The organism is Rhizobium sp. YAF28 (genome assembly GCF_052113285.1).
GTDB lineage: Bacteria > Pseudomonadota > Alphaproteobacteria > Rhizobiales > Rhizobiaceae > Rhizobium.
The window spans coordinates 1-26,324 of the sequence record NZ_JBFRCX010000021.1; the positions used below are offsets into that span (position 1 = coordinate 1).

At 56.5% G+C, this 26,324-nt stretch carries 24 protein-coding genes and 1 pseudogene; 21 read left to right on the plus strand and 4 right to left on the minus strand.

From position 1 onward, the window contains the following. The 5 genes from AB4Z13_RS31210 to AB4Z13_RS31230 all read left to right on the plus strand — a co-directional run. Positions 1–1,110: O-antigen ligase family protein (locus AB4Z13_RS31210; protein WP_442207634.1), on the plus strand; the 1,110-nt coding region annotated here is incomplete at its 5' end. A 185-nt stretch (positions 1,111–1,295) separates the two neighbouring features. Continuing rightward, on the plus strand, positions 1,296–2,420 hold the full coding sequence (locus tag AB4Z13_RS31215; RefSeq protein WP_442207635.1) for a glycosyltransferase family 4 protein: 1,125 nt from the start codon (positions 1,296–1,298) through the stop codon (positions 2,418–2,420). 216 nt (positions 2,421–2,636) lie between these two features. Beyond that, positions 2,637–3,641, plus strand: a complete 1,005-nt coding sequence (locus AB4Z13_RS31220) for a glycosyltransferase family 2 protein (RefSeq protein ID WP_442207636.1) — start codon at positions 2,637–2,639, stop codon at positions 3,639–3,641. Beyond that, a complete protein-coding gene (locus AB4Z13_RS31225) occupies positions 3,628–4,257 on the plus strand; it encodes an acyltransferase (RefSeq protein ID WP_439017333.1) in 630 nt (209 codons plus the stop codon). Before AB4Z13_RS31220 ends, AB4Z13_RS31225 begins: the two co-directional genes overlap by 14 nt. Further along, positions 4,209–4,853 (plus strand): acyltransferase, encoded by a 645-nt coding sequence (locus AB4Z13_RS31230; RefSeq protein ID WP_442207637.1) that lies wholly within the window; start codon positions 4,209–4,211, stop codon positions 4,851–4,853. Before AB4Z13_RS31225 ends, AB4Z13_RS31230 begins: the two co-directional genes overlap by 49 nt. An 8-nt stretch (positions 4,854–4,861) precedes the next feature. On the opposite strand, the gene AB4Z13_RS31235 is transcribed toward AB4Z13_RS31230, so the two are convergent. Continuing rightward, positions 4,862–5,623 carry an SGNH/GDSL hydrolase family protein gene (locus AB4Z13_RS31235; protein WP_439017335.1) on the minus strand — a complete coding sequence of 254 codons (762 nt, stop codon included), beginning with the start codon at positions 5,621–5,623 and terminating at the stop codon, positions 4,862–4,864. Between the two features lie 179 nt (positions 5,624–5,802). On the opposite strand from AB4Z13_RS31235, the gene AB4Z13_RS31240 reads away from it, so the two are divergent. The 15 genes from AB4Z13_RS31240 to AB4Z13_RS31310 all read left to right on the plus strand — a co-directional run bounded on the left by AB4Z13_RS31240 (position 5,803) and on the right by AB4Z13_RS31310 (position 21,639). Then, positions 5,803–6,675 carry a class I SAM-dependent methyltransferase gene (locus tag AB4Z13_RS31240; RefSeq protein WP_442207638.1) on the plus strand — a complete coding sequence of 291 codons (873 nt, stop codon included), beginning with the start codon at positions 5,803–5,805 and terminating at the stop codon, positions 6,673–6,675. Beyond that, a complete protein-coding gene (locus AB4Z13_RS31245) occupies positions 6,672–7,541 on the plus strand; it encodes an ABC transporter permease (RefSeq protein WP_442207639.1) in 870 nt (289 codons plus the stop codon). Before AB4Z13_RS31240 ends, AB4Z13_RS31245 begins: the two co-directional genes overlap by 4 nt. Next, positions 7,538–8,884, plus strand: a complete 1,347-nt coding sequence (locus tag AB4Z13_RS31250) for an ABC transporter ATP-binding protein (RefSeq protein ID WP_439017338.1) — start codon at positions 7,538–7,540, stop codon at positions 8,882–8,884. Before AB4Z13_RS31245 ends, AB4Z13_RS31250 begins: the two co-directional genes overlap by 4 nt. Before the next feature lie 15 nt (positions 8,885–8,899). Beyond that, the gene (locus tag AB4Z13_RS31255) at positions 8,900–9,640 is read left to right on the plus strand and encodes a methyltransferase domain-containing protein (protein ID WP_439017339.1); all 741 of its coding nucleotides are present in this window, start codon (positions 8,900–8,902) and stop codon (positions 9,638–9,640) included. A gap of 71 nt (positions 9,641–9,711) precedes the next feature. After that, positions 9,712–10,518, plus strand: a complete 807-nt coding sequence (locus AB4Z13_RS31260) for a class I SAM-dependent methyltransferase (RefSeq protein WP_442207640.1) — start codon at positions 9,712–9,714, stop codon at positions 10,516–10,518. Continuing rightward, a complete protein-coding gene (locus AB4Z13_RS31265; protein WP_439017341.1) occupies positions 10,518–11,402 on the plus strand; it encodes a class I SAM-dependent methyltransferase in 885 nt (294 codons plus the stop codon). Before AB4Z13_RS31260 ends, AB4Z13_RS31265 begins: the two co-directional genes overlap by 1 nt. A 2-nt stretch (positions 11,403–11,404) precedes the next feature. Then, positions 11,405–12,739 carry a glycosyltransferase family 2 protein gene (locus tag AB4Z13_RS31270; RefSeq protein ID WP_442207684.1) on the plus strand — a complete coding sequence of 445 codons (1,335 nt, stop codon included), beginning with the start codon at positions 11,405–11,407 and terminating at the stop codon, positions 12,737–12,739. After that, complete coding sequence (locus tag AB4Z13_RS31275; RefSeq protein WP_442207641.1) at positions 12,736–13,869, plus strand: glycosyltransferase; 1,134 nt, start codon at positions 12,736–12,738, stop codon at positions 13,867–13,869. The genes AB4Z13_RS31270 and AB4Z13_RS31275 overlap by 4 nt, the downstream gene beginning before the upstream one ends. Positions 13,870–13,876: 7 nt before the next feature. Then, complete coding sequence (locus AB4Z13_RS31280) at positions 13,877–15,067, plus strand: glycosyltransferase (protein WP_442207642.1); 1,191 nt, start codon at positions 13,877–13,879, stop codon at positions 15,065–15,067. 18 nt (positions 15,068–15,085) lie between these two features. Further along, complete coding sequence (gene asnB / locus AB4Z13_RS31285) at positions 15,086–16,924, plus strand: asparagine synthase (glutamine-hydrolyzing) (protein ID WP_442207643.1); 1,839 nt, start codon at positions 15,086–15,088, stop codon at positions 16,922–16,924. 99 nt (positions 16,925–17,023) lie between these two features. Continuing rightward, a complete protein-coding gene (locus AB4Z13_RS31290) occupies positions 17,024–17,947 on the plus strand; it encodes an NAD-dependent epimerase/dehydratase family protein (RefSeq protein WP_442207644.1) in 924 nt (307 codons plus the stop codon). Continuing rightward, positions 17,944–18,873, plus strand: coding sequence for a glycosyltransferase family 2 protein (locus AB4Z13_RS31295; protein WP_442207645.1), 930 nt, complete (start codon positions 17,944–17,946; stop codon positions 18,871–18,873). Before AB4Z13_RS31290 ends, AB4Z13_RS31295 begins: the two co-directional genes overlap by 4 nt. Beyond that, entirely contained in the window at positions 18,870–19,952 is a 1,083-nt protein-coding gene (gmd, locus tag AB4Z13_RS31300; protein WP_439017347.1) for a GDP-mannose 4,6-dehydratase, read from the plus strand. The genes AB4Z13_RS31295 and gmd overlap by 4 nt, the downstream gene beginning before the upstream one ends. 4 nt (positions 19,953–19,956) lie before the next feature. Continuing rightward, positions 19,957–20,889, plus strand: coding sequence for a GDP-L-fucose synthase family protein (locus AB4Z13_RS31305; protein WP_442207646.1), 933 nt, complete (start codon positions 19,957–19,959; stop codon positions 20,887–20,889). 18 nt (positions 20,890–20,907) lie between these two features. Next, the gene (locus AB4Z13_RS31310) at positions 20,908–21,639 is read left to right on the plus strand and encodes a glycosyltransferase family 2 protein (protein ID WP_442207685.1); all 732 of its coding nucleotides are present in this window, start codon (positions 20,908–20,910) and stop codon (positions 21,637–21,639) included. A 41-nt stretch (positions 21,640–21,680) separates the two neighbouring features. On the opposite strand, the gene AB4Z13_RS31315 is transcribed toward AB4Z13_RS31310, so the two are convergent. After that, positions 21,681–21,986: a glycosyltransferase gene (locus AB4Z13_RS31315; RefSeq protein WP_442207647.1), complete on the minus strand. Its 306-nt coding sequence runs from the start codon at positions 21,984–21,986 to the stop codon at positions 21,681–21,683. Positions 21,987–22,473: 487 nt separating this feature from the next. After that, complete coding sequence (locus AB4Z13_RS31320) at positions 22,474–23,913, minus strand: class I SAM-dependent methyltransferase (RefSeq protein ID WP_442207648.1); 1,440 nt, start codon at positions 23,911–23,913, stop codon at positions 22,474–22,476. A gap of 344 nt (positions 23,914–24,257) precedes the next feature. Here AB4Z13_RS31320 and AB4Z13_RS31325 point away from each other — a divergent pair, with 344 nt between their 5' ends. Further along, positions 24,258–25,244 carry an IS110 family transposase gene (locus tag AB4Z13_RS31325; protein WP_442207649.1) on the plus strand — a complete coding sequence of 329 codons (987 nt, stop codon included), beginning with the start codon at positions 24,258–24,260 and terminating at the stop codon, positions 25,242–25,244. A 428-nt stretch (positions 25,245–25,672) separates the two neighbouring features. Here AB4Z13_RS31325 and AB4Z13_RS31330 read toward each other — a convergent pair. Further along, positions 25,673–26,233: pseudogene (locus tag AB4Z13_RS31330) on the minus strand (DDE-type integrase/transposase/recombinase); the annotation flags it as partial. Between the last annotated feature and the right edge of the window lie 91 nt (positions 26,234–26,324).

Here is a 26,324-nt window from a genome sequence, read left to right on the forward strand (position 1 = left end):
CGCTTCCTCTTCGGCCTGATCGTCGACGGTGAAAAGGGCGCGTCCGACTGGCTCTACGCCTTTCCGCTGTTTTTCCCGGCTGTTGGCATCGCGCTTTATTCCAGCCGGAAACATGTCGAAACGGTCTTTGCGATCTATTTCCCGATCGCCCTCGCCGCCCTGCTGATCTCCACCGACTACCGGCTGATCCTGGAAGGTAACGCACGTATTTCGCCGCTCTTCCATCACAACCTGATCCATGGCGCGATTGGCTGCGGCTTCCTGATGATCGGCGCCTTCTATTGGCTGTTGCACGCCTGGGAGACCGGCAAGCTCGCGCGCCGTTCCGGCAACTGGATAGCCGCCGTCGCCGTATCTGTCATCGCACTCTGCCTTTTCAATATTTATGGCTCCAAGGCGAAAGGCGTCTGGCTGAGCCTCGTTCTCGTCGGGCCGCTCATGCTGGCCTCGCTGCTGCTTTACGCAAACAGACGCCGCGCCGCGTTGGTAGGAGCTGCGGTCGTCGCTGTCATTGCAGCAGCGCTTTTTGTCGGCGGCGATGATATCTGGAGATTTGCCGGCCCGACCTATGAGGCAACCGCGCGGATCGAGACGGCGATTTCCACGCAGGGTGGCGTATGGAACGCTGTTGCCGCCGCAATCGCCTCGGAGGATACGCCGAATGCCATGAGCGAGCGCCTGCAGTTGTGGGCGAATTCCTGGGAAGTCTTTTCCCAGGCGCCCGCCTTTGGTGCGGGCAACCACTGGCTTACGCTCTGGCAATCGACCACCTATTCCAAAGTTCCCTATACGCTGCTTCACAATGGCTATTTCGAAATGCTTGTCCGCCATGGGTTGTTCGGCATGATCGTCTTCGCCATTCTGGCGGTCGCCATGTACAGGCGGGTACTGTTTGCACAGCGTAAGAAGCTGATCAGCCTCAGCACGCTTCTGGCCTACAGCATGGTGACGCTGTTCTTTCTCGGGACGATCCTGTCGAACTCCAACAACCGGTTGGCAATCGGCGAATCGTTTTTCTTCGTCTTCTCAGGCGTGGCGTTCGCCTGCTGGATCATGTTGAGGAAGGGAAGGTCACTACATAGTTCGAGCACACGAAATCGCCCGAACTGATCCGTGGGTCAGTCGCGTGGATTTCACGACATATTTTCCTTGTACAGAATGCGCTGGGCCGGTCGAGGCTCTGATTGCAGGTGTTGGCGTAGGGCCTGTGATCAGATAGAGGGGCGTCAGCAGGAGCTATGCTACCTAAAATGCCGGGGCTCCCCAGCACGTCCCGGCCGATATCGAAAGCGCGAATGAGAGTCCTTCATTTCTTCAAGACGTATTGGCCGGATACGTTCGGCGGCGTTGAACGCACTATCCATGCAATTGCGAAAGGTACGCAAAAGTACGGTGTTGAGAGTGATGTCCTGTCGCTGAGTCAGACACCGCAGGCGAACACAAGGCTATTTGATGGCCACATGGCGTATAAGGCCAAGCTTGATTTTGAGTTCGCTTCCACAGGTTTTTCGAGAGCCGTTTTCCGGCGTTTTAAGGAGCTGAGCGCAACGGCCGACGTCGTTCATTTTCATTTTCCCTGGCCACTTATGGATGTAGTGCACCTGCTGTCGCATCATCACAAACCGACACTCGTCACGTACCACTCCGATATCGTGAAGCAGAGGTCACTTCTGCGACTCTATAGGCCCCTAATGAATAGCTTCCTTGGAAGCGTTGACCGCATTGTCGCGACCTCGCCGAATTATCTGGATACGAGTAAGGTTCTTCGAAAATTCAAGTCGAAGACGTCTGTTATTCCTTTGGGGTTGGCTGAGGCGGACTATCCAGATGTCGATGGTGCGGTTAGGGCCTATTGGAAGGCGACGCTGCCTCCGCGGTTTTTCCTTTTTGTCGGGGTCCTGCGCTATTACAAGGGGGTTCATTTCCTGCTTGAAGCCGCGGCCAAGACAGGTCTTGACGTGGTAATTGTCGGCGAGGGACCGCTGAGACGAAATCTGGAAAAACAGATAGTGCGGCGAAACATCACCAGCGTCCGATTTCTAGGAGCTCTCCCGGATGTTGACAAGCGCGCGATCTTCGATCTCAGCCTCGGTCTAGTGTTTCCGTCACATCTGCGCTCCGAGGCGTTCGGACTGTCTCTCGTCGAAGCCTCCATGTTTGGCAAGCCGATGATATCCTGCGAAATCGGTACGGGAACGAGTTTCGTTAACCTGGATGGGAATACTGGCTTGGTTGTCCCGCCAGGCGACGTTGATTCCCTCGCCAGCGCTATGGTGAGACTCTGGGAGGACGAGCGATTGGCTCTGTCGTTCGGTGTGAATGCCAAGCGTCGATACAATGAGCATTTTAGAGCTGAACAGATGGCTGTAGCCTATGTGGAATTATATCGTGAGTTGGTTGAGCCTACAGAGCGCATATAGGCGTATTTGAACTCTACCGGTAAGTTTGTTGGATCTCCGACTTACATGCATAGCTCGGGAAGGCCGCACAATTCGCTTGCAAATGCACGGAGCCTCAACTATTCGGCTCACTTGCATTGAGCTTAGGTCTGGCGGTCGTAGCGACGAACACATAGGGTTTGACCGTCAAACGGTCCTTTAAGGCACCCCATATATCCGAATAAGTCGAGGCCAATCTTGAGTATTTGCTCAATTGAGTCGTATGCGAAAAACAACAGGACGCCGGTAGCAGTATTCGCTTATAACCGACCGGAGCATACGGAGCGTGCGCTGCTCGCTCTTTCGCGATCACGACGTCTTCAGGACTGCGATTTCTATTTTTTCTCCGATGCAGCCAAGACCGAAAGCGCGCGCGCGAAGGTCGCTGAAACACGTGAAATTTTGCGCCGCTGGGCAAAGACGCTGAACGCGACGGTGGTTGAGCGAGAGGCGAACATCGGGCTTGCGCGTTCGATTTCAGCCGGTGTCAGTGAACTGTGCTCGCGCTACGGGCGGGCAGTCGTTGTCGAGGATGATTTAGTTGTAAGCCCTGATTTTTTGCACTTTATGATCGAATCGCTTGATCGTTATGAAAACGAGCCTGGCGTCGTTCAGGTGGGCGGTTTCACGATTAGTCCGCCGGAAGATCCGGTTGAGGATGCCTTCCTTTTGCCAGTAACAACGACGTGGGGTTGGGCAACGTGGCAGCGAGCTTGGAAGGATTTCAATCTCGATGTTCCCGATCTGGAAGCTGCGCGCCGAGATGGTGAGTGGATGCGCCTCTTCAATTTCGACGGCAGTTCCGCTTATACGGCGATGCTAGAAGATCGGATTTCCGGACGTAATGACTCCTGGGGTATACTCTGGTGGTTTGCCGTGTCGCGCAAACGGGGGCTTGTCGTCTATCCTTCGAAAAGCCTGGTATGGAATGGTGGCTTTGACGGATCCGGCGTGCACTGTGGCGTCGACGATTTCCTCAATCAGGGCGATGCCACACTTTACGCCGGCTCCGCTCTGCCGGAGCGCCTCTTCTTTCCTGCGCAAACGGCCTTCGAGGAGAGCCACTTCACGCAACTGAAGGATTTCTTCAGAAAAACACAGGCCCCGGCGGCGTCGTTGGATGTGCCGGCAGCCGGAGTGATTGCGTACCTGAAGACGTTTGCCCGCAGGGCACATAGGAAACTCATCAATGCGTTTTCGTGATAAACTCAAGCGAAGAGCATTCGGCTGGCTGTCGCGTGAACTTGAGCGCGAGCGTAGGCGCGCTCATGGCGCTGAAGCCTGCTTATTAGGTGAGGGATCTTCGTTAACGCCAGAAGCCGAAGTCAATAATTTTTCGGGTGGCCCGGAGACGATAACCGTTGGATCCAATTCCTTTGTCCGCGGCAGATTGGTAACTTACGGCCATGGTGGCCGCATTTCCATTGGTGATTGGTGTTACGTGGGTCACAGAACCGAAATCTGGTCTATGGAGTCAATCAAGATTGGCAATCGCGTTTTGATTGCGCACGACGTAAATATCCATGATGGGACCGCGCACTCAACCAATATGGCAGAACGTCACAATCACTTTCGAGATATAATTACACGCGGCCACCCGAAAGAGCATTCGCAGCTACCTGGAATTGTTTCGCAGGAAATTGTGATCGAGGATGATGTTTGGATCAGTTTCGGCGTTACGATATTACGGGGTGTTCGGATTGGCAGAGGCAGTGTCATTGCTGCTAAAGCGATTGTCACCAAAGACGTTCCACCAGGAGTTGTATATAGATGCGAAGTATCGCCCGTAATCTCGCCGCTAAAGCACTACGACCAATAATTAATTTTGTGCGGGAAAGCCAATCGCGCGACGCCATTACCAATCCGTCCAATGCAACGAGTGATGGCACCATACTCCTCGGTTATGTGTTGGATATACGATCCGGCAAAACGGAAGGGCGAGTCAAAATCGGATCTAACTCAGTCCTGAGTTGCAGGGTCGTCTTAGAGAACGCGCAAGGCCATGTCGCGATTGGCAATGATACGTTTATTGGTGGATCAATGCTCATTTGCGCGACAGCCATCGAAGTTGGGAACAATGTGCTGATCTCTTGGGGTTGTACGATCGTCGATCATGACTCCCATTCCCTTGATTGGAGGGAGAGATCAAAAGATGTCGCAGACTGGCGAGCGGGACTAGCGTCCGGCGGTCTGACTCAAGCGGCACAGCTGAAAAATTGGGATATTGTCGAAAAGCGTCCTATCGTCATTCGCGACAAGGCTTGGCTTGGTATGAATGTGACTGTGCTTAAAGGTGTAACGATAGGTGAGGGCGCAGTTGTTGCCGCCGGGTCGGTTGTTACAAAGGATGTCCCCGACTGGACCCTTGTCGCCGGAAATCCTGCCCGACAGATCAGGGAGCTGGAGAGAAGCTAAGTGCGCTCTCAATTGACGTCTTTGAGTGCCTCGCTTTTAAGTACATTCATGATTGCTTGTCTCAATTCAGCATAGGTTTTTGCAGTTGGATGAACCCCATCTGTTGTGGAGCCCGAGTTGGCAAGCCCATGGCCGTCTCCAGCCAAACTTACCGGCAAAGGCACGATTGACACGCCCGAAGTGGCGCTGATCTCGATTATTTTCTGATTCATTTGATTTATCATGTCGACATCGAAATATTTACTTCCCAATTCCTTTCCATTTTCAACGGGAAGAACGGGTATCAAATAAACGGCGCGGGCAAGCTTTTTTGACCTATCAATGATTTCCTTATAGCGGATTGTCCAGTTCTGCAGGTAGTCCGATCTACCCGCGCTGTCGGAGTTGACTAGACCGGAATAGGCGTCGTTGACGCCAATCCCAAGGACTATTGTATCGATCCTTCCTTTGTAAGGACCAAGTCCGTCAAGTACCACGAGTGTCGAATCGACACCCCCGCCTCCAATACCGGCATCAATTATTGGAATTGACGACGGTCCCGTGTAAAGCGCTTCAACAATGCTGTCGCCCAGCAGAACATTGAACGATGCGCTCAGCCCTGCAATCTGCGGAAGTTCAAGGCCGATAATGTTTGTTCGTACAAGGGCGTGTGATGACACAACCTGCGGAGAAGATGTCGGGTTGCTCTGGAGCGATTTGGTTCCAACAAACAAAGCTGAGAATACTAGCGCGCCGCAAAAAATTCCCGTGATAGCTGGATGTATCTTCATTAACTCGCCACTCTGGACATACGCGTGCTCCTCCTATAGCAGTTCCGTCCGACTGGGTAGGGTGGAAATCGAGGTACGCGCCCATAATGGTTGAAAGCGCTTGTGCAGCTTTCATGTGGCTGTTTTTTGCCGTATTCGCAGAAACAAGCCTCGACTAGTTGAAAGATTAAGGACTGCGAATGCAACAAATGAGCTGGGAAGAGTCGGTACAATGGCTGCGCGATCAGAAAGATCAGCAGGCACTTGTACGCGCCTGCTACTTCGACGATCCGCTGCAGGATGCGGCCGAGCGCTTTTGGGCAAGCACGGAGTGGAAGGCCATCGCCGCCCTTCTTCCGACGCCCGGCGGAAAGGCGCTAGACCTGGGCGCAGGCCGCGGCATCAGCAGTTATGCCATGGCGCGCGACGGCTGGGACGTGACGGCTCTCGAGCCCGACCCCAGCATGCTGGTCGGTGCCGGTGCCATTCATTCCCTCTCGGCCAGCAGCGGGCTGACCATCAAGGTTGCGGGCGACTATTCCGAGAAGCTGCCCTTTGCCGACAATACCTTCGATGTCGTCAACGCCCGCCAGGTACTCCATCACGCCCGCGATCTGCCGCAGACTTGTCGCGAAGTCTTTCGTGTCCTCAAGCCGGGCGGTGTGATGATCGCCACCCGCGAGCATGTTTTGAGCCACCGCGAAGATCTGCAAGCTTTCCTCGATGCGCATGCGCTCCATAAATTCTATGGCGGTGAAAATGCCTTCCTACTTCAGGAATACCTGTCGGCGATGACCGATGCCGGACTGCATCTCGATCAGGTGCTCGCTCCGCTGGATTCGCCGATCAATTACTTCCCGATGACGCCCGATCAATGCTTCGTCCATTGCACGCGGCCGGTCGCCGCCATGATCGGTCGGCCGCTAACCAATCTCATCTTCAGCAGCAGGCATTTCATTGGCCGGATGCTAATGAAGCGTTTGGTGGCCGCACTGAATGCGCGTGACCAGACGCCCGGCCGGCTTTACTCGTTCCTTGCGGTCAAGCCGATTGCTGCAAGCGGGCGCCAATGACTGTGGAGCCTGTAAGCAAACCCGCAAAGATCGTGCGAACCTATGAAGCGGTCGGCGACGTCCTGGGACCTGTCGGTTCCGTCGTCCTTGCTGCCCGTGAGCTCTCATGGTCGCGGCATGTGTTGTGGCACCTTTTCAAGCGAGATTTTGTCGCCGGCTTTCGTCAGAAGCTTCTTGGGTACCTCTGGATTGTGTTGGTCCCGTTGCTCGGCATTGCCAGCTTTGTGTTTATGCAGCTGACGGGCATCCTGAACCCCGGCAATATGGAAATACCCTACCCGATCTATGTATATCTCGGCACGACGATCTGGGGCGTTTTCATTTCCGCTCTATCGGTTGTCGCCAATGGACTGATTGCCAATACCGACCTCGTAATGCGCACAAATATCCCGAAGATCGGCCTTGCCGTCACCGGGCTTGCCTCGCTGTGCTATAATCTCCTCGTCAATCTCTTGGTGCTCATTCTGCTTCTACTAGTCTTCGGGCGGTTCCCGTCGGTCTGGGTCGTCCTCTATCCCCTGACGGTCTTACCGATCATGGCACTCGGAGTGGGAATTGGTCTGATGTTGTCAGTTGTCGGTGCCGTGGCGCGCGACGTAACAAGCATGTTCGTGACGCTGATCAACCTTGTCATGTATGTGACGCCGGTCGTTTACACGGCCGAGTTTGCTAATCCCGTTCTCCAGCAGGTTGTTTTCTGGAATCCGCTGACCTATCTGGTTGACGCGCCGCGCAGCATCGTCGTGCTCGGGACCGTACCGTCCTGGCTCGGCTATATTGCAGCCTCGCTGTTTTCGGTCATCGTGCTGTGGATCGGCGTTCACGCCTTCTATTTGATCAAAGACAAGGTTACTGAGCGGCTATGAGTGCTTATAACTGGGCGATCCGCGCTGAGGGGGTTTCGAAAAAATTTGGCCTGACCCTGCGGCAATCCATGAAATATGGACTTCGCGATTCTGCCCGCAAGCTCGCGGGCCGTCCGAGCACGGCGGATGTCCTTCGGGAAGGCGAGTTCTGGGCCGTCAACGATGTCAGTTTCCAGCTGAACAGCGGCGAAGCGCTCGGCATCATGGGTGTCAACGGCTGCGGCAAGACCACATTGCTGCGCATCCTGAACGGCGTCTATGCACCTGACAAGGGGCGTATCCAGATCCGCGGCCGTGTCGGCGCGCTTATTGCCGCCGGAGCTGGCTTCGCGCCCATGCTAACCGGACGCGAGAACGTCTATGTCAACGGCGCGCTGCTTGGTCTGTCGACGCGAGAGATCGATGGGCTCATGGATGAGATCATTGCATTTTCCGAACTGGATCACTTCATCGACCTGCCCGTGCGTAACTATTCGAGTGGCATGTATGTCCGCCTCGGCTTTGCGATCGCGGCGCTCAGCCGTCCCGACGTGCTGCTGATGGACGAGGTGCTGGCAGTCGGCGACTTGAATTTCCAGAAGAAATGTTTCGATCATATTCTGCAACTAAAGCGCCAGGGAACGGCGATTATTCTGGTATCCCATTCGCCAGGGGCAATTTGGTCGGTTTGTGACAGGGGTCTTTTCATGAACCGCGGCTCAGTCTTGGTCGACGGTCCTGCGGAAGATGCCATACGGGCCTATGACGATCAAAACTCTCGAAACGCCTCGATCGCTTCGAGCCGCTTTGATCGCGCGGTTTCGGCTCACGACAAGAAGGCCTCCGAGGATGAGGACAAAGCGGAATATGGTCATACCAAAGGCGGCACCGGTGACGTTATTTGCACGTCGGTAGAGGTGATCGGTGAAAATGGTCGAAGGTTTGGTGGTGAATTTCGGTTTAAGGAAAGTATCGAAATCGTTGCCGATATCGAGATAAAAGAACCGCAAGAAAATCTTCTAATCCGTTATACAATAGATGCTGTCCATTATAGATTTATCGCTACGCTGGACAATTATGAGCAGGGTTTTGACTTACCAAAGGTCATGCCAGGCCATTATGTGTTGAGAGTTAGGGTTCCGGCGCCGAATTTTAGGCCAGGTGCCTACGTCGTCAATATAGGAATTACGCGTAAAGAGGTGGGCGCGCACCTGTTCTACTGGTTTGGCGCAGGAAGATTCGTGGTCTTGCACCCCAAGGACTTGTTTCTGTATGCCGATAACAATGCGGTGATGCATCTGGACAGCACGTTCGAACTGACGCCCGGTCTCCAGGCTTCGCCAATAGCTCCGACGCTACTGTGAATGGGGGCAGCTAGCATGAATACTTTTTTCAAAAAGACCGTGGACGAGTGCGGCGTATTCACGATGACGACGGAGGATGTTCGAAAGATCACTCCTCCGGAGCTTCCATTGAAGTTTCTTTCTGAGTTCATGGCGGATGGCCGAACCCCGGCGCGAGCTATGACGGACGAGGCGATGATCAAATTTCTGCCCGCTCTTCAAGGAACTGGTACGATACTGGAGCTTGGTGCGGGCAGCGACTATTACAAGAAATTCCTGCCGTCGGATCAGTCATATCTGACAAGCAATTTGGTTTCTGGCTTCGATATGGTTCTGGACATGACGAAGCTAGATCTGCCAGATGACTCTGTCGATGCGCTTGTCTCTGTGTTCGCCCTGGAGCATCTATTCGACTTTCAGGCTGCATTCGAAGAGCAATATCGTGTGCTGGCCCCAGGAGGTCGGTTTCTTTTGATCGTACCGTTCATGTACTATTATCATGCCGCTCCGGACGATTTTTTCAGGTTCTCATCCTCGGCGCTCGATAAGTTGCTCTCCCCCTTTCGCGTTCTATCGCGTCAACCTATCGGCGGACGCTGGCTGATTTTTGCCGAATTCCTTCACGAAAAGAAGGTGATGGGATCGAAACTAGGTTCTATTGCCCGTGTCGCATTACGATGCCTCGCTTTGCCTTTCCTTACAAAAGGGTTGAAGGAAAACGATCCAAGATATGCATTGGCGTTTGCCTATTTGTGCGAGAAGGAAAGAAGGAGTTGAGCGGGAGAGGTTTTCGACGCAGAGTTGCGACATTGCTTCGGCAATTGGCGGATAACATTTTTGTCGAGCCCGTGATAAGCGAGATTCACGGCAACCAGCCCTATTCGGCCGACGGTTGGGATCATATCCCGCAAGGCCACTATGATTATGTTCCGAAAGGAAAGTATGTCTATGGCCCGGTCGATCGATTCCTGCTGGTCCCGAAAAACCGCTATCGCGCGGTTTTGCTTCCAGACCAGACGCGTAGCGCTGACCTCGGGGTAGGCTGGCTGACGGAGGACAATTCGGCCGAAGGTTATGACCTGCTATGGGGCGACAACTCCAATCTCGCCGCTTTCAAGGCAGAAGGCAACCACGCGCGTGACAAGCTGACGATAGAGATCGTTGACCAAATCGAGGTATATTTGCCGGAAGGCGGAAGCGTCTGCGATATAGGCTGCGGTGTCGGCGACCTGCTGCGCGAGGTGCGCCACCGGAGGCCTACTCTTGCGGTTTTCGGCCTGGATTTTTCTGGAAAGGCTGTCGAGGGTGCGGCTCGGGCCATGCCCGACGGCGCATTCCAGCAGTTCGTCATCCACCAGACGCTGCCCTACGAGACGGCATCCTTCGATGTGGTTCTTTGCACTGATGTGCTAGAGCATCTTGAGTATCCGAAGCTCATTGCTGCCGAACTCGTACGCATCTGCCGTCCGGGCGGCACGGTGGCGATCGTCGTGCCTGATGGAATGGGGGACCAGTTCCTCGGCCACAACTGGTTCTGGAGCGAGGAGAGCTTTGCCGTCATGCTTGCCGAGCTTGGCGCCAGGGTCTCGACGCTGCCTGTCACGAAAGAACTGATGGCGGTCATATCCCGCCCACATGAAACTGGGACACAGTGATGCTGACACGCATAGTCAACCGTCTCGAGCGCCGCAGGCGCGAGAAGTTCGAAGCTTGGATGAAGGCGCGCTCGCGGTTCTCCAAGGCCGCCGGCGCTGATGATGTGCGCTGGCTGCTTCCGATTGTCAAGGAACTGGTGAGGTCGAGCGGGATAGAGGACAATGCGGAACTGCGTCACTCGGCGCAGGAGCTTCTGTTGACGCAGTTACCGAAAGAGGCCTGGGTACTGGCTCCGGGACTTGAGAAACGCGCCGAACCGGTGCGTAGCACCTGGACGTACCAGAACGAAGTGATGAAGTGGGACATCGCCGAAACCGATCTGGTACTGGACGTTGGATCGGGTGGCTATCCATTTAAGCGCGCCAATCATCTCGCCGACAAGTTCCCCGAGGAAACGACGCATCGCGTCGAACCCATGGTTCTCGACGGCCGTACGTTTTTCGAGGTCGATATCGAGAAGCTGCCCTTTGAGGATGGTGCCTACGACTTCGTATTCTGCTCGCATGTGATGGAGCACCTCGACAATCCCGGCCGGGCAATGCGCGAACTGTCACGCGTCGGCAAGCGGGGCTACCTGGAAGTGCCCACGCGTCTTTCGGATGTGATGTTCAATTTCACCCGGCTGCAGAACCATCATCGCTGGCACAGCATTAGGCTTGGAAATACGCTATGCCTGATAGAATGGAACGAAAGCGAGCGCCGTGAACTCGGAAACGAATTCTTCGAAGCGCTTCAAAGCGCTTATACCAATCCGTTCCAGGACTTTTTCGAGCGCAACCGCGACCTGTTCTTCACCTCTTTCCCCTGGGAGGGCCAGATCGACTTCCTGGTTATCGGCAAGAATGGCGAAATTCTTGATTCTTCCTCCGGTCTTGGCACGTGAAGATGAATGCCGGGGCGGAGATTGGCGCTGCGACAGAGGCGGCCGGGTCTGGCCGTCAGACCGTGCATGTGGTCATTCCGGTATTCAACAGGCTGCATTTCACTCGCGCCTGCATCGCTTACCTCCAGGCCCAGACGTGGAAGCCGATCAATATCATCGTTTCGGATGGTGGCTCGACGGATGGAAGTGTCGCAACCATTCGCACAGAATTTCCTGACGTAACGGTGTTGACAACGGACAAGGAGCTCTGGTGGTCGGGGTCGATGGCACTGGGCATAAACCATGTTCTCTCGCTTGGAGGTCGACCGGACGATTTCGTCCTGATGATGAACAACGATACGATCTTGGTTCCCGATTACGTCGAAACGCTGGTCAAGGCGTCGCTCGAGCACGACGCGGCGGTCGGCGGGCTGATCGTCGACAGCCGCGACCATGCGCAGATTCTCGATGCCGGCGAATATGTCGACTGGGAGAGCTACACATTCCCAGTCAGGCAGCATGCCGATCCCGGTGAGATCTATCGCGACGACGTGGATGTGCTTCCGGGCCGGGGCAGCATCATCCCGTTGCGGATGATCACTGCCGCGGGGAATGTCGATGCCGAGATGCTGCCGCATTACCTCGCCGACTATGAGTTCTTCTGCCGGTTGAAAAGCCACGGCTTCAAACTGGGCGTGACCTATGAAACCCGCATCATGGCGCATATCGAGGAAACTGGCATCGTGCCGACGCAGGGGCGCCGCACTTTTCGCTCCATCTGGAACGAGTTGTTCTCGCGCCGGTCCATGAGCAACGTGCGTGACCATTGGCGCTTCATCGGCCGTCATGCGCCGGCTGCCTACCGCAATCGCAACCGCATGCGTCTGATCAAGCGCGTCGTCATCGATCTGACCTTGCGCACGGGGGCAAGGCCTCTCTTTTTGCCGATCTTCTGGCTCACTTCTCTGCCCGGACGCACCATCGCGTATGTCCGCAACCAGCGTCGGATGTTTCGGGAGTTCTGGAAGGCGATCGGAACCGAGGGTGCCGATGTGCTGTGCCGTCCTGAGATATTTCCAGGCGTGATCCGCCTGCCGTTGTTCCTGGTGGCCGCCACCGGGCCGGTGCAGGAAGCGGACGTGCAATCCGTCGGCCTGGATGTGGCGACGCTGCGGAAGCGCGGTCTTCTCCGCACGCTGCAGAGTGAGGCATGGTTCGGGCTGACGACGCTCGACTTTTCTAACCTCCCCGATCGCGCCCAGCTGGAGCGTCTGCGCCGGCTCGCCTGGAACCCGATACCGAAAATTGGCAGGAAACGGGCCTGGCGCCGGTCGATGCGGGAGCTACACAGATTGTGAACGGACCAGAGCGCACACTTCGCATCGGAATAGAGCTGATCAGTGATCCGACCTGGATGGGCGGCGTGCTGTATCTACAAAACCTCGCCATCTGCCTTTCGCGGCTGCCGGCCAATGAGCGCCCGCATGTCGAGCTCCTCGGGGCGCCGGATGTGGTCGGCAAGTTCCTTGCCGAAAATCATCTGGCGGGTGCTCTGGGTGGCAAGACAGACCTGCTGAAGCGGATTGCGCGAAAGATCGGCCTTAAGATTGCCGAGCCGCCGATCGATATTGTCTATCCGGGCTTCGGGCGCGAGGTGGAAGGCGCGGTGACCATGCGCTGGATCCCGGATTTTCAGCACCGCTACCTTCCCCATCTGTTTTCGGCAGACGAGATCGCCGCGCGCGACCGTTCCATCGCGGAATTGGCGGCAAAGCCCGGTGTGATCGTTGTCAGCAGCGAGGTTGCCGCTGTCGATTTTCGCTCCTTCTATCCCGGTCAGCCCGCGACGCCGCGCGTCTGGCATTTCTGTTCGCTGCTGGAGACCTCAGGGGCGGCTGACGATTCGATAGTCGGGAAGTTCGGACTGCCGCCAAAATTCCTTTATCTGCCCAACCAGTTCTGGGCGCACAAGAACCATATCGTAGTGCTGAAGGCGCTCACAATGCTTAAGCGCGATTATGGTCTTACCATCCCACTTGTTTGCACAGGGGCGCAGTCTGACAGGCGCAACGAAAGCCATTTTGCCGGGCTTCTCGCCTTTATCGAGGAGAAAGGTCTCCGGGATCAGGTCAAACTTCTGGGCCTCATCGACCGTCTTGCGCAGGTGGAAATCTTCCGGCGCGCCGCGGCGATCGTCCAGCCGTCACTGTTCGAGGGCTGGAGCACGGTGGTCGAGGATACGCGCGCCATAGGTCGCCCGATCTTCCTGTCGGACCTTCCGGTCCACCGTGAGCAGGATCCTGCCCGCTGCACCTATTTCGATCCTCACGAGCCCTCCGATCTGGCTGCAAAGCTCGCCGCCGCCTGGGCCGGGCTTGCACCTGGGCCGGACCGGGCATCGGAACTGGTGGCGCGGGGCGAGATGGAAGGCCGCATCCTAGATGCCGGCCGGGTTTTCCATGACATCGCCCGGCAGGCGATGGGATAGGCCGTGCATGAGGTTGAAGCTACGGATCGAGTTTTTGGAAGACGCGCAGTGGCTTGGCGGATCGATTTATATCGACAATCTCCTTGCTGCGCTGTCCTCGATGCCTGTCGGAGATCGACCTGATGCGCGACTGGTATTCCTATCATCGGGCGAAACCGCGCTCGCTCGGCGAATGCTTAACTATCCTGTGCTGGCGCGTCAGAAAGCCGGACGCTGGTCAGTCGGATTGATGGCCCACGCGCGGCGCCTTCACCGGGCGATCCTTCGCCGGGCGCCTGCCCTCGGCGCATCCTGGCCGGCGGCCCGTGACACCGTCTATTTCCCGGCATTCGATGCCTCGCAGCGCTGGCGCACCAATCTCTACTGGGTGCCCGACTTCCAAATATTTCATTTCCCCGAGCTTTTTTCGCCGGAGGAACTGGCGACCCGCACCCGCAGCATCGGCGAGATCGCGGCCACAAAGGGTGTCCTGCTCCTGTCGAGCCATGCCGCGCTCGCCGATTTCCGCCGGTTCTTTCCCGATGCGACGGTCGTGCCGCGTGTCTGGTCGTTCTGCAGCAGCATCGACGCCGGTGAGGTGGGCGACGGCAAGCAGATACTTGAATCCTACGGTCTGCCGGAACGCTTCGTCTATGTTGCCAACCATTTCTGGAAGCACAAGGATCACGAGACGGCCTTCAGGGCATTGAAAATCCTGAAGGATCGCAACGTGATCGTCAGAATGGTCTGCACCGGCCTGCAATCGGATCGCCGCGATCCCGGCTATTACGACAGGCTCGTCCAGAGCCTCGCCGATTGGGGAATCGCCGATCAGGTGACGATCCTGGGGCTCGTGCCTCGGGACCATCAGATCGAACTTTTTCGTGCAGCAAGCCTCGTGCTTCAACCCTCCCTGTTTGAGGGGTGGAGCACCGTGATAGAAGATGCTAAGGCCCTGGGTAGACCCATCCTGGCATCGGACATCGCGGTTCACAAGGAACAGTTGAACGATCTCGAGCAGTGTCATCTGTTCAGGGTGGCGGATGCGAACGATATGGCTGAACGGATCGAGCGGGTATTACCAGGATTGGCGGCCGGGCCCTGTGTCGAGACGGAACGCGCGGCAGCCGATAGGCGCAATGCTGCGAGGGTGGCATCCGCGCATGCGTTTGTCGCCATTGTAAACGAAGCGGCCGGCCGTGCGCCGAAAGCGGGATAGAGGAATAGGAAGGCGAGCATGTGCGGCATTAGCGGTATGATTTCAAACTTGGCTCTGACAAAGGCGGACATAGCCGGCGTCGGCCGGATGAACGCGCTGCTGGAGCATCGCGGTCCCGATTCGGAGGGCATGTTCAACGACACAAATGTGATGCTCGCCATGCGTCGCCTGTCGATCATCGATCTCACCGGCGGACGCCAGCCGCTTTTCAACGAGACGCGCGACATCGTCATCATTTGCAATGGCGAGATCTACAATCACGATGCCTTGCGCGAGGAACTGCGCGCGCTCGGGCACCAGTTCTCCTGCCTGAGCGATGTCGAGACGATCATCCATGCCTACGAGGAATACGGCGTCGATTGCCTCGCCAAGCTGCGCGGCATGTTCGCCTTTGCGCTCTGGGACAAGCGTAACGGGACACTGCTCCTGGCCCGCGACAGGATGGGGGAAAAACCCCTTTATCTGCATCGCGGCGATGCCGGGCGGATCTGGTTCTCCAGCGAAATCCGAAGTGTTTCCTCCGTGATGCCTAAGCCGCTGAAGCTGACACCGGAGGCCTTCAACATGTTCCTGACGTTCCAGTACGTCCCGGAGCCGCTGACCCCGCTCCAGGGTCTCGAACTGTTGCCAGCTGGCCACTATCTGCTGCTGAAGCCCGGCGCGCTCGATGCAGCGCCGCAATCCTACTGGGATCTGTCCGAGGTCCGCGAAGATGCCGGCAAGCCGGTCGCGGTTACCGAGGAAATTCTTGACAATGCCTGCCGTCTGATGGGCACGGCGGATGTTCCCGTCGCCGTCGCGCTCTCTGGTGGCATCGATTCCAGCCTGGTCGCAGCGCTGACGGCGAGGCATTTTCCGGGCCAGTTGCACGCGTTCACGATCGGCTACAAAGGCCGGCCCGAGACGGATGAGCGTGGTTTTGCCGAGACCCTTGCGAAGGATCTCGGCATCGGCTTCACGGAAGTGGAGTTGGACACGGACCAGGTGATTGACGGCTTCCCGGCACTTGTCGACGTCATGGATACGCCGATTGGCGACATAGCCGCCTTCGGCTACTACTCCGTTGCCAAGGCCTCCCGCGAGGCCGGCTATCCGGTCCTGATGTCCGGCATGGGTGGCGACGAATTCTTCTGGGGCTACGAATGGGTGCGCGAAGCCATGTCGCGCAACGAGAAGCTGCTGGCCGGTAAGAAGGTGAAACTGCCGTGGTGGAAACGGCTTATGGGGCATAAGCCGCCCGAAAAGCCGGATTTCTTCGGGGTCCACCCCGATCTGCGCAACGGCGACGCCTGGTCGCGCAAGCTCATGCCGGAAAAGGCGCTTGAACATCTGCCGGAGGGCTACTGGCTGAAGGAGGCCGCGCTCGATCTCTCGCGGCCCCTGCATCTGGCAATCTCGAACCTTTTGAACCGCACCTGGCTGCGGTCGAACTGCCTGGCCCTGTTCGATCGCATGAGCATGGCGCATTCGGTGGAGGGCCGGTTGCCGCTTCTGGATGTCGAGCTCGTAGACCGGGTGACGGGTATGCGTAACAGCGGCCTCGTCGACTGGCACAAGCCGCACAAGTGGCTCTTGGTCGAAGCCCTGCACGACGCTTTGCCGGCCGATGTCCTGTCTCGCAAGAAGCAGGGTTTCACGCCGCCTGTGCGCGATTGGATGCACGGCATCGTGACCCACTTCCTGCCGCTCGTCGAAAACGGTGCATTGGTGCGCCAAGGCCTGATCGCGCCTGAGAAGTCCCGGGACCTATCCGCCTACAACCTGCCTTTCCTCTACAAGCTCGTACTGCTTGAATGCTGGACGCGTTTGCACATAGAAGGAAAACCTGTAGGCGAGTTGAGTCGCAAAGCCGCCTGAATTTGACTGGGAGGGTCGCGTCCGCCTTTCCCGGCAAGCAGCGCAAGAGGGAATATCGGCCGCGGTGGCGGCTCCCGGAAGGATCGTTGAGTGCGCAGAGTGACTGATATCGCGTTGGTAACGGGTGCCTACGGCTCGATCGGCCGGAATGTGGCTATTGCCCTTGCGCAGAAGGGTTGGACCGTTCATGGCATCGGTCACGGCAGTTGGGGCGTCGAGGAACAGCGCTCCTGGGGCATCGAGCGCTGGGCCGAAAACGATGTCTCTCTTGCAGAGCTGCGCTCTCTGGAAATCCGGCCGGACCTCATCGTTCATTGCGCAGGCAGCGGTTCCGTGGGTGCTTCGATCAGCGACCCGCATCTGGATTTTCGCAGAACCGTATCAGCTACGGCCGACCTGCTAGAATTCGTGCGCCGCGAATGCCCGCAAGCGACTCTGGTCTATCCGTCGAGCGCCGCGGTCTATGGGATCGCCGAGCAGTTTCCAATACGGGAGGATGCGCCCCTTCGTCCTGCTTCCCCATACGGCGCACACAAGCGTTTGGCCGAGGAACTGGTTCGCGACCACGCACGGCTTTTCAACCTCAACGCAGCTGTGGTGCGTCTGTTCTCGATCTACGGTGAGGGTTTCCGCAAGCAACTGCTCTGGGATGCCTGTCGCCGCATCTGTGCCGACGAAACTGAGTTTTTTGGCACGGGACTCGAAACACGCGACTGGCTGCATGTTTCCGACGCAGCGGAACTCATGATCTGTGCAGCAGATAACGCCGGCCCGCATTGCCCGGTGGCAAACGGCGGGTCTGGTGTTGCTGTCACCGTCGCCGATGTCGTCGGCGAGCTCTTCGAACTTATGGTCAAAAACGACCGCCCGGTGTTTTGTGGCACCGAGCGGCATGGCGATCCGCGCGACTATCAGGCCGACATATCCCGAGCAGTGGCTTGGGGCTGGCGACCCTCCGTTGACTGGCGGGCTGGATTGGCGCGCTATGCCGCGTGGTTCCGCAAGGAGAGTGGTCTGGTATGAGGGCGACACTATCTGCGCTCGGCCTCGGTACAACGCTGAGGCGCATGGCGGGGCTGCGTCTCGGTCTGTTTCATCAGTATCCCCCGCGTCCGCTCAGTATATCGACGATCGCGCAGTCCGGCGACGATCGCAATCTCCCGCAGATCAGTCTCGTAACGCCGTCCTTCAACCAAGCCCGCTTCGTCAGCATGACGATCGAAAGCGTCCTGTCGCAAAATTACCCAGCTTTGCAGTATATCCTACAGGATGCAGTATCTTCCGACGGCTCGCAGGCAATACTTGAGAATTATCTCGGTCGCGGTGTTGACATCATTGTGGAAGCCGATAAGGGACAGACAAATGCGCTGAACCGTGGTTTTGCCCGTAGCTGTGGCGAGATCATGGCCTATCTGAATTCCGACGATATGCTGCTACCCGGGACGCTTCATCTGGTTGGTCGCTACTTTCGCGACAATCCATCGGTCGAGGTGATTTATGGAAATCGTCTCATCGTTGATGAGCTGGGAAACGAAATAGGTCGCTGGATATTGCCGGGGCACGACGAAGAGGTCTTGCGGTTTATCGATTATGTGCCTCAGGAGACGATGTTCTGGCGGCGTAATCTATGGGATAGGGCGGGAGCCGGTTTCGACGAGCATTTCCATTTCGCGATGGACTGGGATCTGATCCTGCGTTTCATGCGAGCAGGGGCGGTGTTCAATCATGTGCCCGGGCTGTTCGGATTGTTCCGCGTTCATGGCGATCAGAAATCCCAAAAGGAGTTTCGCCAGCGGGGCGCGCGCGAGATGGCGGAACTCCGTCATTCCCACGCTGATGGCAGGATGAATACGACGCAGCGTATCATGTGCCATATCGCGTATCTCTTGAAACACAAGCGTGCCGATGATGCTTACAGGTCGCTTTACGGAAGAATGGATAGGACATGAAAAAGGCGCTGATCACAGGTGTAACGGGGCAGGACGGCTCATATCTGGCTGAGCTCCTTCTGGAGAAGGGGTACGAGGTTCACGGCCTGAAAAGGCGCGCGTCGCTCTTCAACACCGACCGCATCGACCATCTGTATCAGGATCCACACGAAACCGGCCGCCGATTCATCCTCCACTACGGTGACATGACGGATTCTTCCAGCCTGACACGCATCATCCAACAGGTCCAGCCGGACGAGATCTACAATCTTGCGGCCCAGTCGCACGTCGCTGTCTCCTTTGAGGAGCCGGAATATACCGCCAATTCCGACGCTCTGGGCGCCCTTCGCATTCTCGAGGCGATGCGTATTGTCGGTATCGAAAAGACCTGCCGCTTCTATCAGGCCTCGACCTCTGAGCTCTACGGACTGGTGCAGGAAACCCCGCAGCGCGAAACCACGCCGTTCTACCCGCGTTCGCCCTATGCCGTTGCCAAGCTTTACGCCTACTGGATTACCGTCAATTACCGTGAAGCCTACGGCATGTATGCGTGCAACGGCATCCTGTTCAACCACGAAAGCCCGGTGCGCGGCGAAACTTTCGTGACGCGCAAGATCACGCGCGCGATCGCCCGCATCAAGCTCGGCTTGCAGGACTGTTTGTTCCTCGGAAATATGGATGCCAAGCGCGATTGGGGCCATGCCAAGGACTATGTAGAGATGCAGTGGCTGATGCTGCAGCAGGAGAAAGCCGAGGACTTTGTAATCGCGACCGGCATCCAGTACAGCGTCCGCGAATTCGTCGATGCCGCCGCGCGCGAGGTGGGCATCGAGATCACCTGGAAGGGCGAAGGCGTCGACGAGAAGGGTTATGATCCCGCTGGCAAATGCATTGTCGCCGTCGATCCGCGCTATTTTCGCCCCACCGAAGTCGAAACCCTTCTGGGCGACGCCACGAAGGCGAAGGAAAAACTCGGATGGACGCCCAAAATCACCTTCCAGGAACTTGTGCGGGAAATGATGCGTGAAGACCTTAAGTCGGCTGAGCGCGACGAACTGGTCAAGCGCCACGGCTTCTCAGCCTATGACTATCACGAGTGAGCCGATGGACAAGCTGGCGAAGATCTATGTTGCCGGGCATCGCGGCATGGTCGGATCGGCGATCGTACGGCGGTTGCAGGGCAACGGCTACGGCAATATCGTCACCCGCACCCACTCGGAACTCGACTTGACCAACCAGCAAGCGGTCACCGCATTTCTCGCAGGGGAGAAGCCCGATTTCATTTTCATGGCTGCCGCCAAGGTCGGGGGCATCCATGCCAACAATACTTTCCGTGCCGATTTTCTCTATGCGAACCTTCTGATCGAAGCCAACATGACCCACGCGGCTTGGCAGGCCGGCGTGCGCCGCATGTTGTTTCTCGGCTCCAGCTGCATCTATCCGCGAGATTGCCCTCAGCCGATCCGCGAGGACTACCTGCTGACAGGTTTGCTGGAACAGACCAATGAGCCCTATGCAATTGCCAAGATTGCCGGTATCAAGCTGTGCGAGAATTACAACCGCCAGTATGGGACGCAATATGTCTCCGCCATGCCGACTAACCTCTATGGTCCAAACGACAATTACGATCTGAACAATAGCCATGTGCTGCCTGCGCTGATCCGCAAGGCGCACGAGGCTAAGGTTCGAGGCGATCGCGAACTGGTCGTCTGGGGTTCGGGCAAGCCCATGCGCGAGTTCCTCTATGTCGATGACATGGCGGATGCCAGCGTGTTCCTTATGGAAAGCGGCATTACCGAGGGACTTTACAATATCGGCACCGGTACCGACGTGACTATTCGCGAACTGGCGGAGACGGTTATGCAGGTCGTGGGCTTTTCCGGAGATATTGTTTTCGATCAGACGAAGCCAGATGGCACGCCGCGCAAACTCCTAAATGTTGATCGCATGAAGAACCTCGGTTGGCAGGCAAGCACGTCTCTAGTAGATGGCATAGTCAAGGCCTACGCGGATTTTCAAGGGCGAGTGGGGGGGTAAGCTATGAGCGCACCCTTGGTGACGATCGCTGTTCCGTCCTTCAATCAGGGCCGATACCTCGATCAGGCACTACAGTCCATCTTTGAGCAGGATGTGCCGGTCGAGGTCTTCGTCATGGATGGAGGGTCCACGGACGGTTCGCTTGACATCATCCGTCGATGGGAACATCGGCTGGCCGGTTGGAGAAGCCATCGCGACAATGGGCAGGCGGCTGCCATTAATGAGGGCATTGCGTGCGGCAGCGCACCATACGTGGCTTGGCTGAACAGCGACGATTGGTATCTAAAAGGCGGGCTGGCGCACCTTTGCCGCGCGCTTTCGGACGAGGCTCCAAATGCGCCGATGGCCTATGGCCTCGCGTTGAACGTTGTCGAGAAGAGCGGACGACGTTATCCGGTGTGGGTGGAACCGTTTAGCGAGCGCAGGCTGGCGCTGCGCTGCATCATCTCTCAGCCCGCGACGCTCATCCGCCGCTCGGCCTGGGAAGCCGTCGGCGGTGCCGATCCGGACCTGCATATGGTCATGGATTACGACCTCTGGTGGCGTCTTTTCAAGGCACGCGGCGCGCTTTATTTTGTGCAGCAAGATGTCGCTGTCAACCGGGAGCATGAAACGACTAAGACCAACACCCTGCGCCGTCGGCATTACAGCGAGGCGATCCGCACAGTCCGGAAGCATCACGGCAGCGTGCCGATCAAGTGGTGGCTGATGCAGCCGTATGCCGTCTGGTACAAGGCCCTGATGGGTTAGATCCGATCCTCGGAAAGCGTTAACCGCATCCTTGGTCAGCGTCAGCTTAGGGTCCTGTAAAGATCGACATATTTGGCAACCATGCGCGCTGCCGTGAAATTTTCTATATAGCGATGGAATGCTGCAGCTCCATAGCGCTGCGTAAGTTCGGTATCGTTCGCCAAATCGTTCATTGCCTTCGTCAGTTGCCGGGTGTCATCCGGCGCAACGACGATTCCGGTGACACAATTGAGATGACCTGTTTCGCTGGTTCGTATCTCGCAGCTGAGAATCGGCTTTCCGAACCTTTCCGCCTTCGCCAGCGACAGACCGAAAGCCTCCGATCGGAGACGCGAGGGGAAAACCAATCCAATGTAGAGTTCGAATAGCCGCCCTCGAACGGTCCGCTTCCGCGCCTACGTTTCGTCTCTTCAGCTTGCCTGACGTAATGCGGCCCGAGGATAGGAGACTTGGGGGAAGTGCACGTCGAATTGGTTCACTTCCGCTATCCTCCGTGTTTCCGTCAATTTATTCCGGCCACCTCGCGAAGACGCTCTTCATCGTCTTTGGACGTGTTAAACTCGGTCGGGATGTTACTGAGAAACAGTCGAAACTCGGCGAAGGTGCGCGGGCGGTAGTTTGGAGTGTTGACATCCACTGGCACCATGTGGTCTCGCGCTTGCTATAGATGTGATTGGTGTAGCCCGCAGTGCCTCTCACCAACATACCTTAAGAATACGGGCAACGCCTTTACTTTAGCGATTCGTGACAGTTGCCCTGTTCATCCGGCTTGGCGGCAGCAGCTTCTCGAAAAAGCCTCTACCTTCCTTATGCTCTCTTGCTTTCCGAACATCTTTAAACGATGAAGCGATCAAGCGGATTGGACATCGATAGTCGACTAACCTCGAAGTGCCCTTCTTCGAAGGTACTTGCAGGGGTTTCGCGCTGGATTTCCAACGCGAACGTCTTGCGCGCAGGCACTTCGCCGATATTCACAGATACACGACGCCAATCGGCGTTCGCTTCAAACCTGCTGGCCGGCTTGCCATTTAAGACAACAATGAACGATGCTGGGTGGACAGACCGCACATCAAAGGTAACAGACTTCGAGAGCAGTCGGCTAAAGAACCAGCGCGCACGTTTGAAAGCCCGGCGATGCACCTCCTTCTCCCGCGGCATTCGCCAGCCATTCAAGAGATCAAATTTAGTGTGTGGCGCCGATAGTTTTCTATTCACATACTCTTTGGGGATGAAGTCTGCTAGGCTGGATATCGCTAATGCCTGATCTGTGAGCAAGCTAGCAAAATGATCTGGCTGCAGGGCGTATCCCTTGATTTTGCCTCTGCTGCCTGGCACGGTTTTCAGTTTTTTCACTCGCATCGCTAACGAGCCAGAGCGCTGCCTCAGTCGATCCGCGTCCTGTAGACCCCATTTCAGAAGCTGAGTGGCATTAGGCCCATTGCCATCTATCCCGCCATACAGAGTGTGGGTATAGAGATCGACCCTCACGCAGTCCGAGTGCAGGATTAGTGTATCTGTAAAATCCCTAAAACGTGGCACCTGTTCGTTGACGCCAAGCAGGACGGCCTCGTCCGCGTCGAATATCTGCAACTCCTGTGAAATCGACGTATTATCGGGCCGAAATGAATCACAGGTGGTGATTAGCGTCCCACCGGGGCGCAGAACGCGTAATGCTTCAAATATTACAGTCGGCAAATTGCGCATGTGGTGCAGCGCTGCATTGAAGAAGACCATGTCGAAGGACTCATCGGCGAATGGCAGTGCGTGCGCCATCCCGCCAACCCATCGAATTTTCGGAAAGTTTGCCGCCCCTACTTCTTGTAAGATCGGACTGAATTCAATGGCGGTAACATTCGCTCCCTTGCTAGCCAAACGATGACTATCATACCCAACACCGGCGCCAACATCGAGGACGGCCTTGCCGTTCAAATCGATATCGGCCGTCAACTCGTGAACTTCCTCCCATTCCGCATATCGGTTGAGGAAATAGGGTCCGTGCCTATCTTGGACACTTGCCAGGAATTCAACCTTGTCGGTCGATGTGTAGTAGCCGTAGCAAAGCCCTTCAATCTCTTCCACCGTTTCGGGAGCCAGCCCAACAGATTTTCTGTTTGGAACATTTGCTGCGATCTCAATTAAACCTAGTATGTCTTCAGACTGATATGCCCCAATGAAAGGTGAACCCAGAATCTGAGGAAACTTATGACCACATTCCGAGCATGATAGATTGTTTATAGCGCCACCGCAAAACGGACACTCTAAATCGCTTGTCATCAAACAATCCGAAAGAGGAATGGCTATTCTCGCCCAAATTGAGTGACAAAAGCTGTTCTTGTCAACCAGTAAGTGAGGTGATTGAACGAATGACAGTCGCCAATATCCATCAGAAGAAGATCGGTGCGGTGACCTGATGAAGTGCTACCCGATTTTGGGCCAGCGGGAGCGGGAGTTTTCCGGGGTTAAGGCTCTGGTCGGCGGGGGTGCCGATGAGCCGTTCATGAGCAAAATCGGCACCTTGGTGCCGATCGCGCTGTGTGGCCGGAACTCGTTGTAGATCCTATGCAAGCTCACCGCGGACCTTGATAGTTCGACCTCCGCTTTCGCTACGGAGGATGACCATGAGCGCGGATGCCGTCAACGACTGCTATATTGCATTGGAATTGAGCCAGAGAACTTGGCTCGTTGGGTTTTTGCTGCCTGGCTCCGAGAAGGTCCAGACAATGGCGATTGCCGGTGGTGATGCCGACGCGTTGCTCGGTGCGATTTCGAGAATCGAAGCAAAAATTGAAGGAGATGTCTGGTCGGAAGGCCTCACATGCCGCATGCGTGTCTGTTTTGAGGCGGGCTATGATGGGTTCTGGCTGGCCCGCTTTCTTCTCGATCATGGCATCGACACGACGATACTGGATCCCTCGAGCTTTCTGGTCTCGCGACGAGGGCGCCGTGCGAAGACAGATCGCATTGACGTCGAGGCAATGGCGTTCACGCTGAAGGCTTACCTCCTAGGCGACAAATCTGTCTGCCGCCCGGTTCGACTGCCCACGCCCGAGGAGGAGGATGCAAAACGCCTCGCCCGAGAACGCACTCAATTGAAGAAGGAACGGACACGCCACGTTAACCGGATTCGAGCTCTCTTGATCCTTCACGGTGTCCGTTCAGTGCCCGGCCTATGGGGAGGGCGCTGGAGAGATGCACTTTCGAACATCCGCACAGGGGATGGCAGAGAGCTTGGTCGTTTTCTTTTACGTGAACTCTGCCGCCAATTTGAACGGCTTGACGTCGTTCATGCACAGCTCAAGACTCTGGAAAAGGAGCGCATTGAAGCATGCAGCACCGAAGGGTCGATCAATAGCGGCCAGAAGATCAGGATATTGAAGCAGCTCAGTGGTATCGGTGAAGTCGGCGCTGCACATCTGGTGGCTGAAGTATTCCACCGAACCTTCAGAAACCGAAAGCATCTGGCATCTTATCTCGGATTGGCGCCCAGTCCCTACGCCAGTGGAGAAGTGTCACGCGATCAAGCAAGGCGGGAAACAAACAGGCGCGCGTCATGCTTGTCGAACTTGCGTGGTGTTGGCTCAAATACCAGCCACAAAGCCATTTGACGCAGTGGTATCGTTCTCGCTTCTCGGGGCGCGGAAGCCGATCTGGGAAGGTAGGCATCGTCGCTCTGGCTCGTAAACTGGCAATAGCGTTTTGGCGATTCATAGAAGACGGTGTGGTTCCTGAAGGAGCCACGCTATCGACCGCTGCTGATTAAGGATCATCTGCCGACGGGCAGTTGACGGCAAGTGCGGCTACCGTGCGTAGAGAGGGCAATCATCGGCCGAGTTGTAGTTTGGTACCGTGCTTCCATGCAGACGTCTGGCCACCATGAATCGGGATTATGGTCCGGGGCAAAGCTTCGACCGGATACAAGTGGAGGCACCAGCGGCGCCAGAGCAGCCAGACGATTGCAAACTTCAAAAAGGAATTGAGTCGAACTCTTCGGAAGGCACTGCCATGGATTGACAAAACCCGCCTCATACAAGTCTCTACGCCAATCCTCCATCTTTGCCCGTGCGTCGTCAAGGCTCATGAACCAGTGGGCGTTCAGGCATTCGGCGCGGAACTTGCCATTAAAACTCTCGATGTAGCTGTTGTCGGTCGGCTTACCTGGTCGCGAGAAGTCGAGCACGACGCCCTTGTGATAGGCCCAGAGATCAAGATCTCGCGAGATGAATTCACTGCCATTATCGACGCGGATCGACGTTGGATACCCGACCTGGCGGCACACCCGCTCGAGCGTCTGAACCACATCCTCAGCCTTGTAATTGAAGCGTGCATCGACCGCCGGCGAGAAGCGGGAGAAGGTATCGACGACCGTCAGAACCCTGATCTTGCGGCCGGTAGCCAACTGGTCATGAACGAAATCCATGGCCCAGAATTGGTTGGAGTGCGTTGGCTCCGTGCGGTCGGCCCGCAGCTTCGCCTTGACCCGACGCTTGGGAACCTTGTTGCGGAGTTGCAGGTCCATCTCCTTGTAAAGGCGATAGATTCGCTTCGGGTCAACGGGCCAGCCGTCACGCTTGATCAGGACATGCACACGCCGATAAGGGTCCGCAGGACGGCCCCTAGCGCCTCCCTCCGTTCAATGGATAGGATTTCACTATCAAAGTCTGGGATCAACCACCTAGTGCATCCTG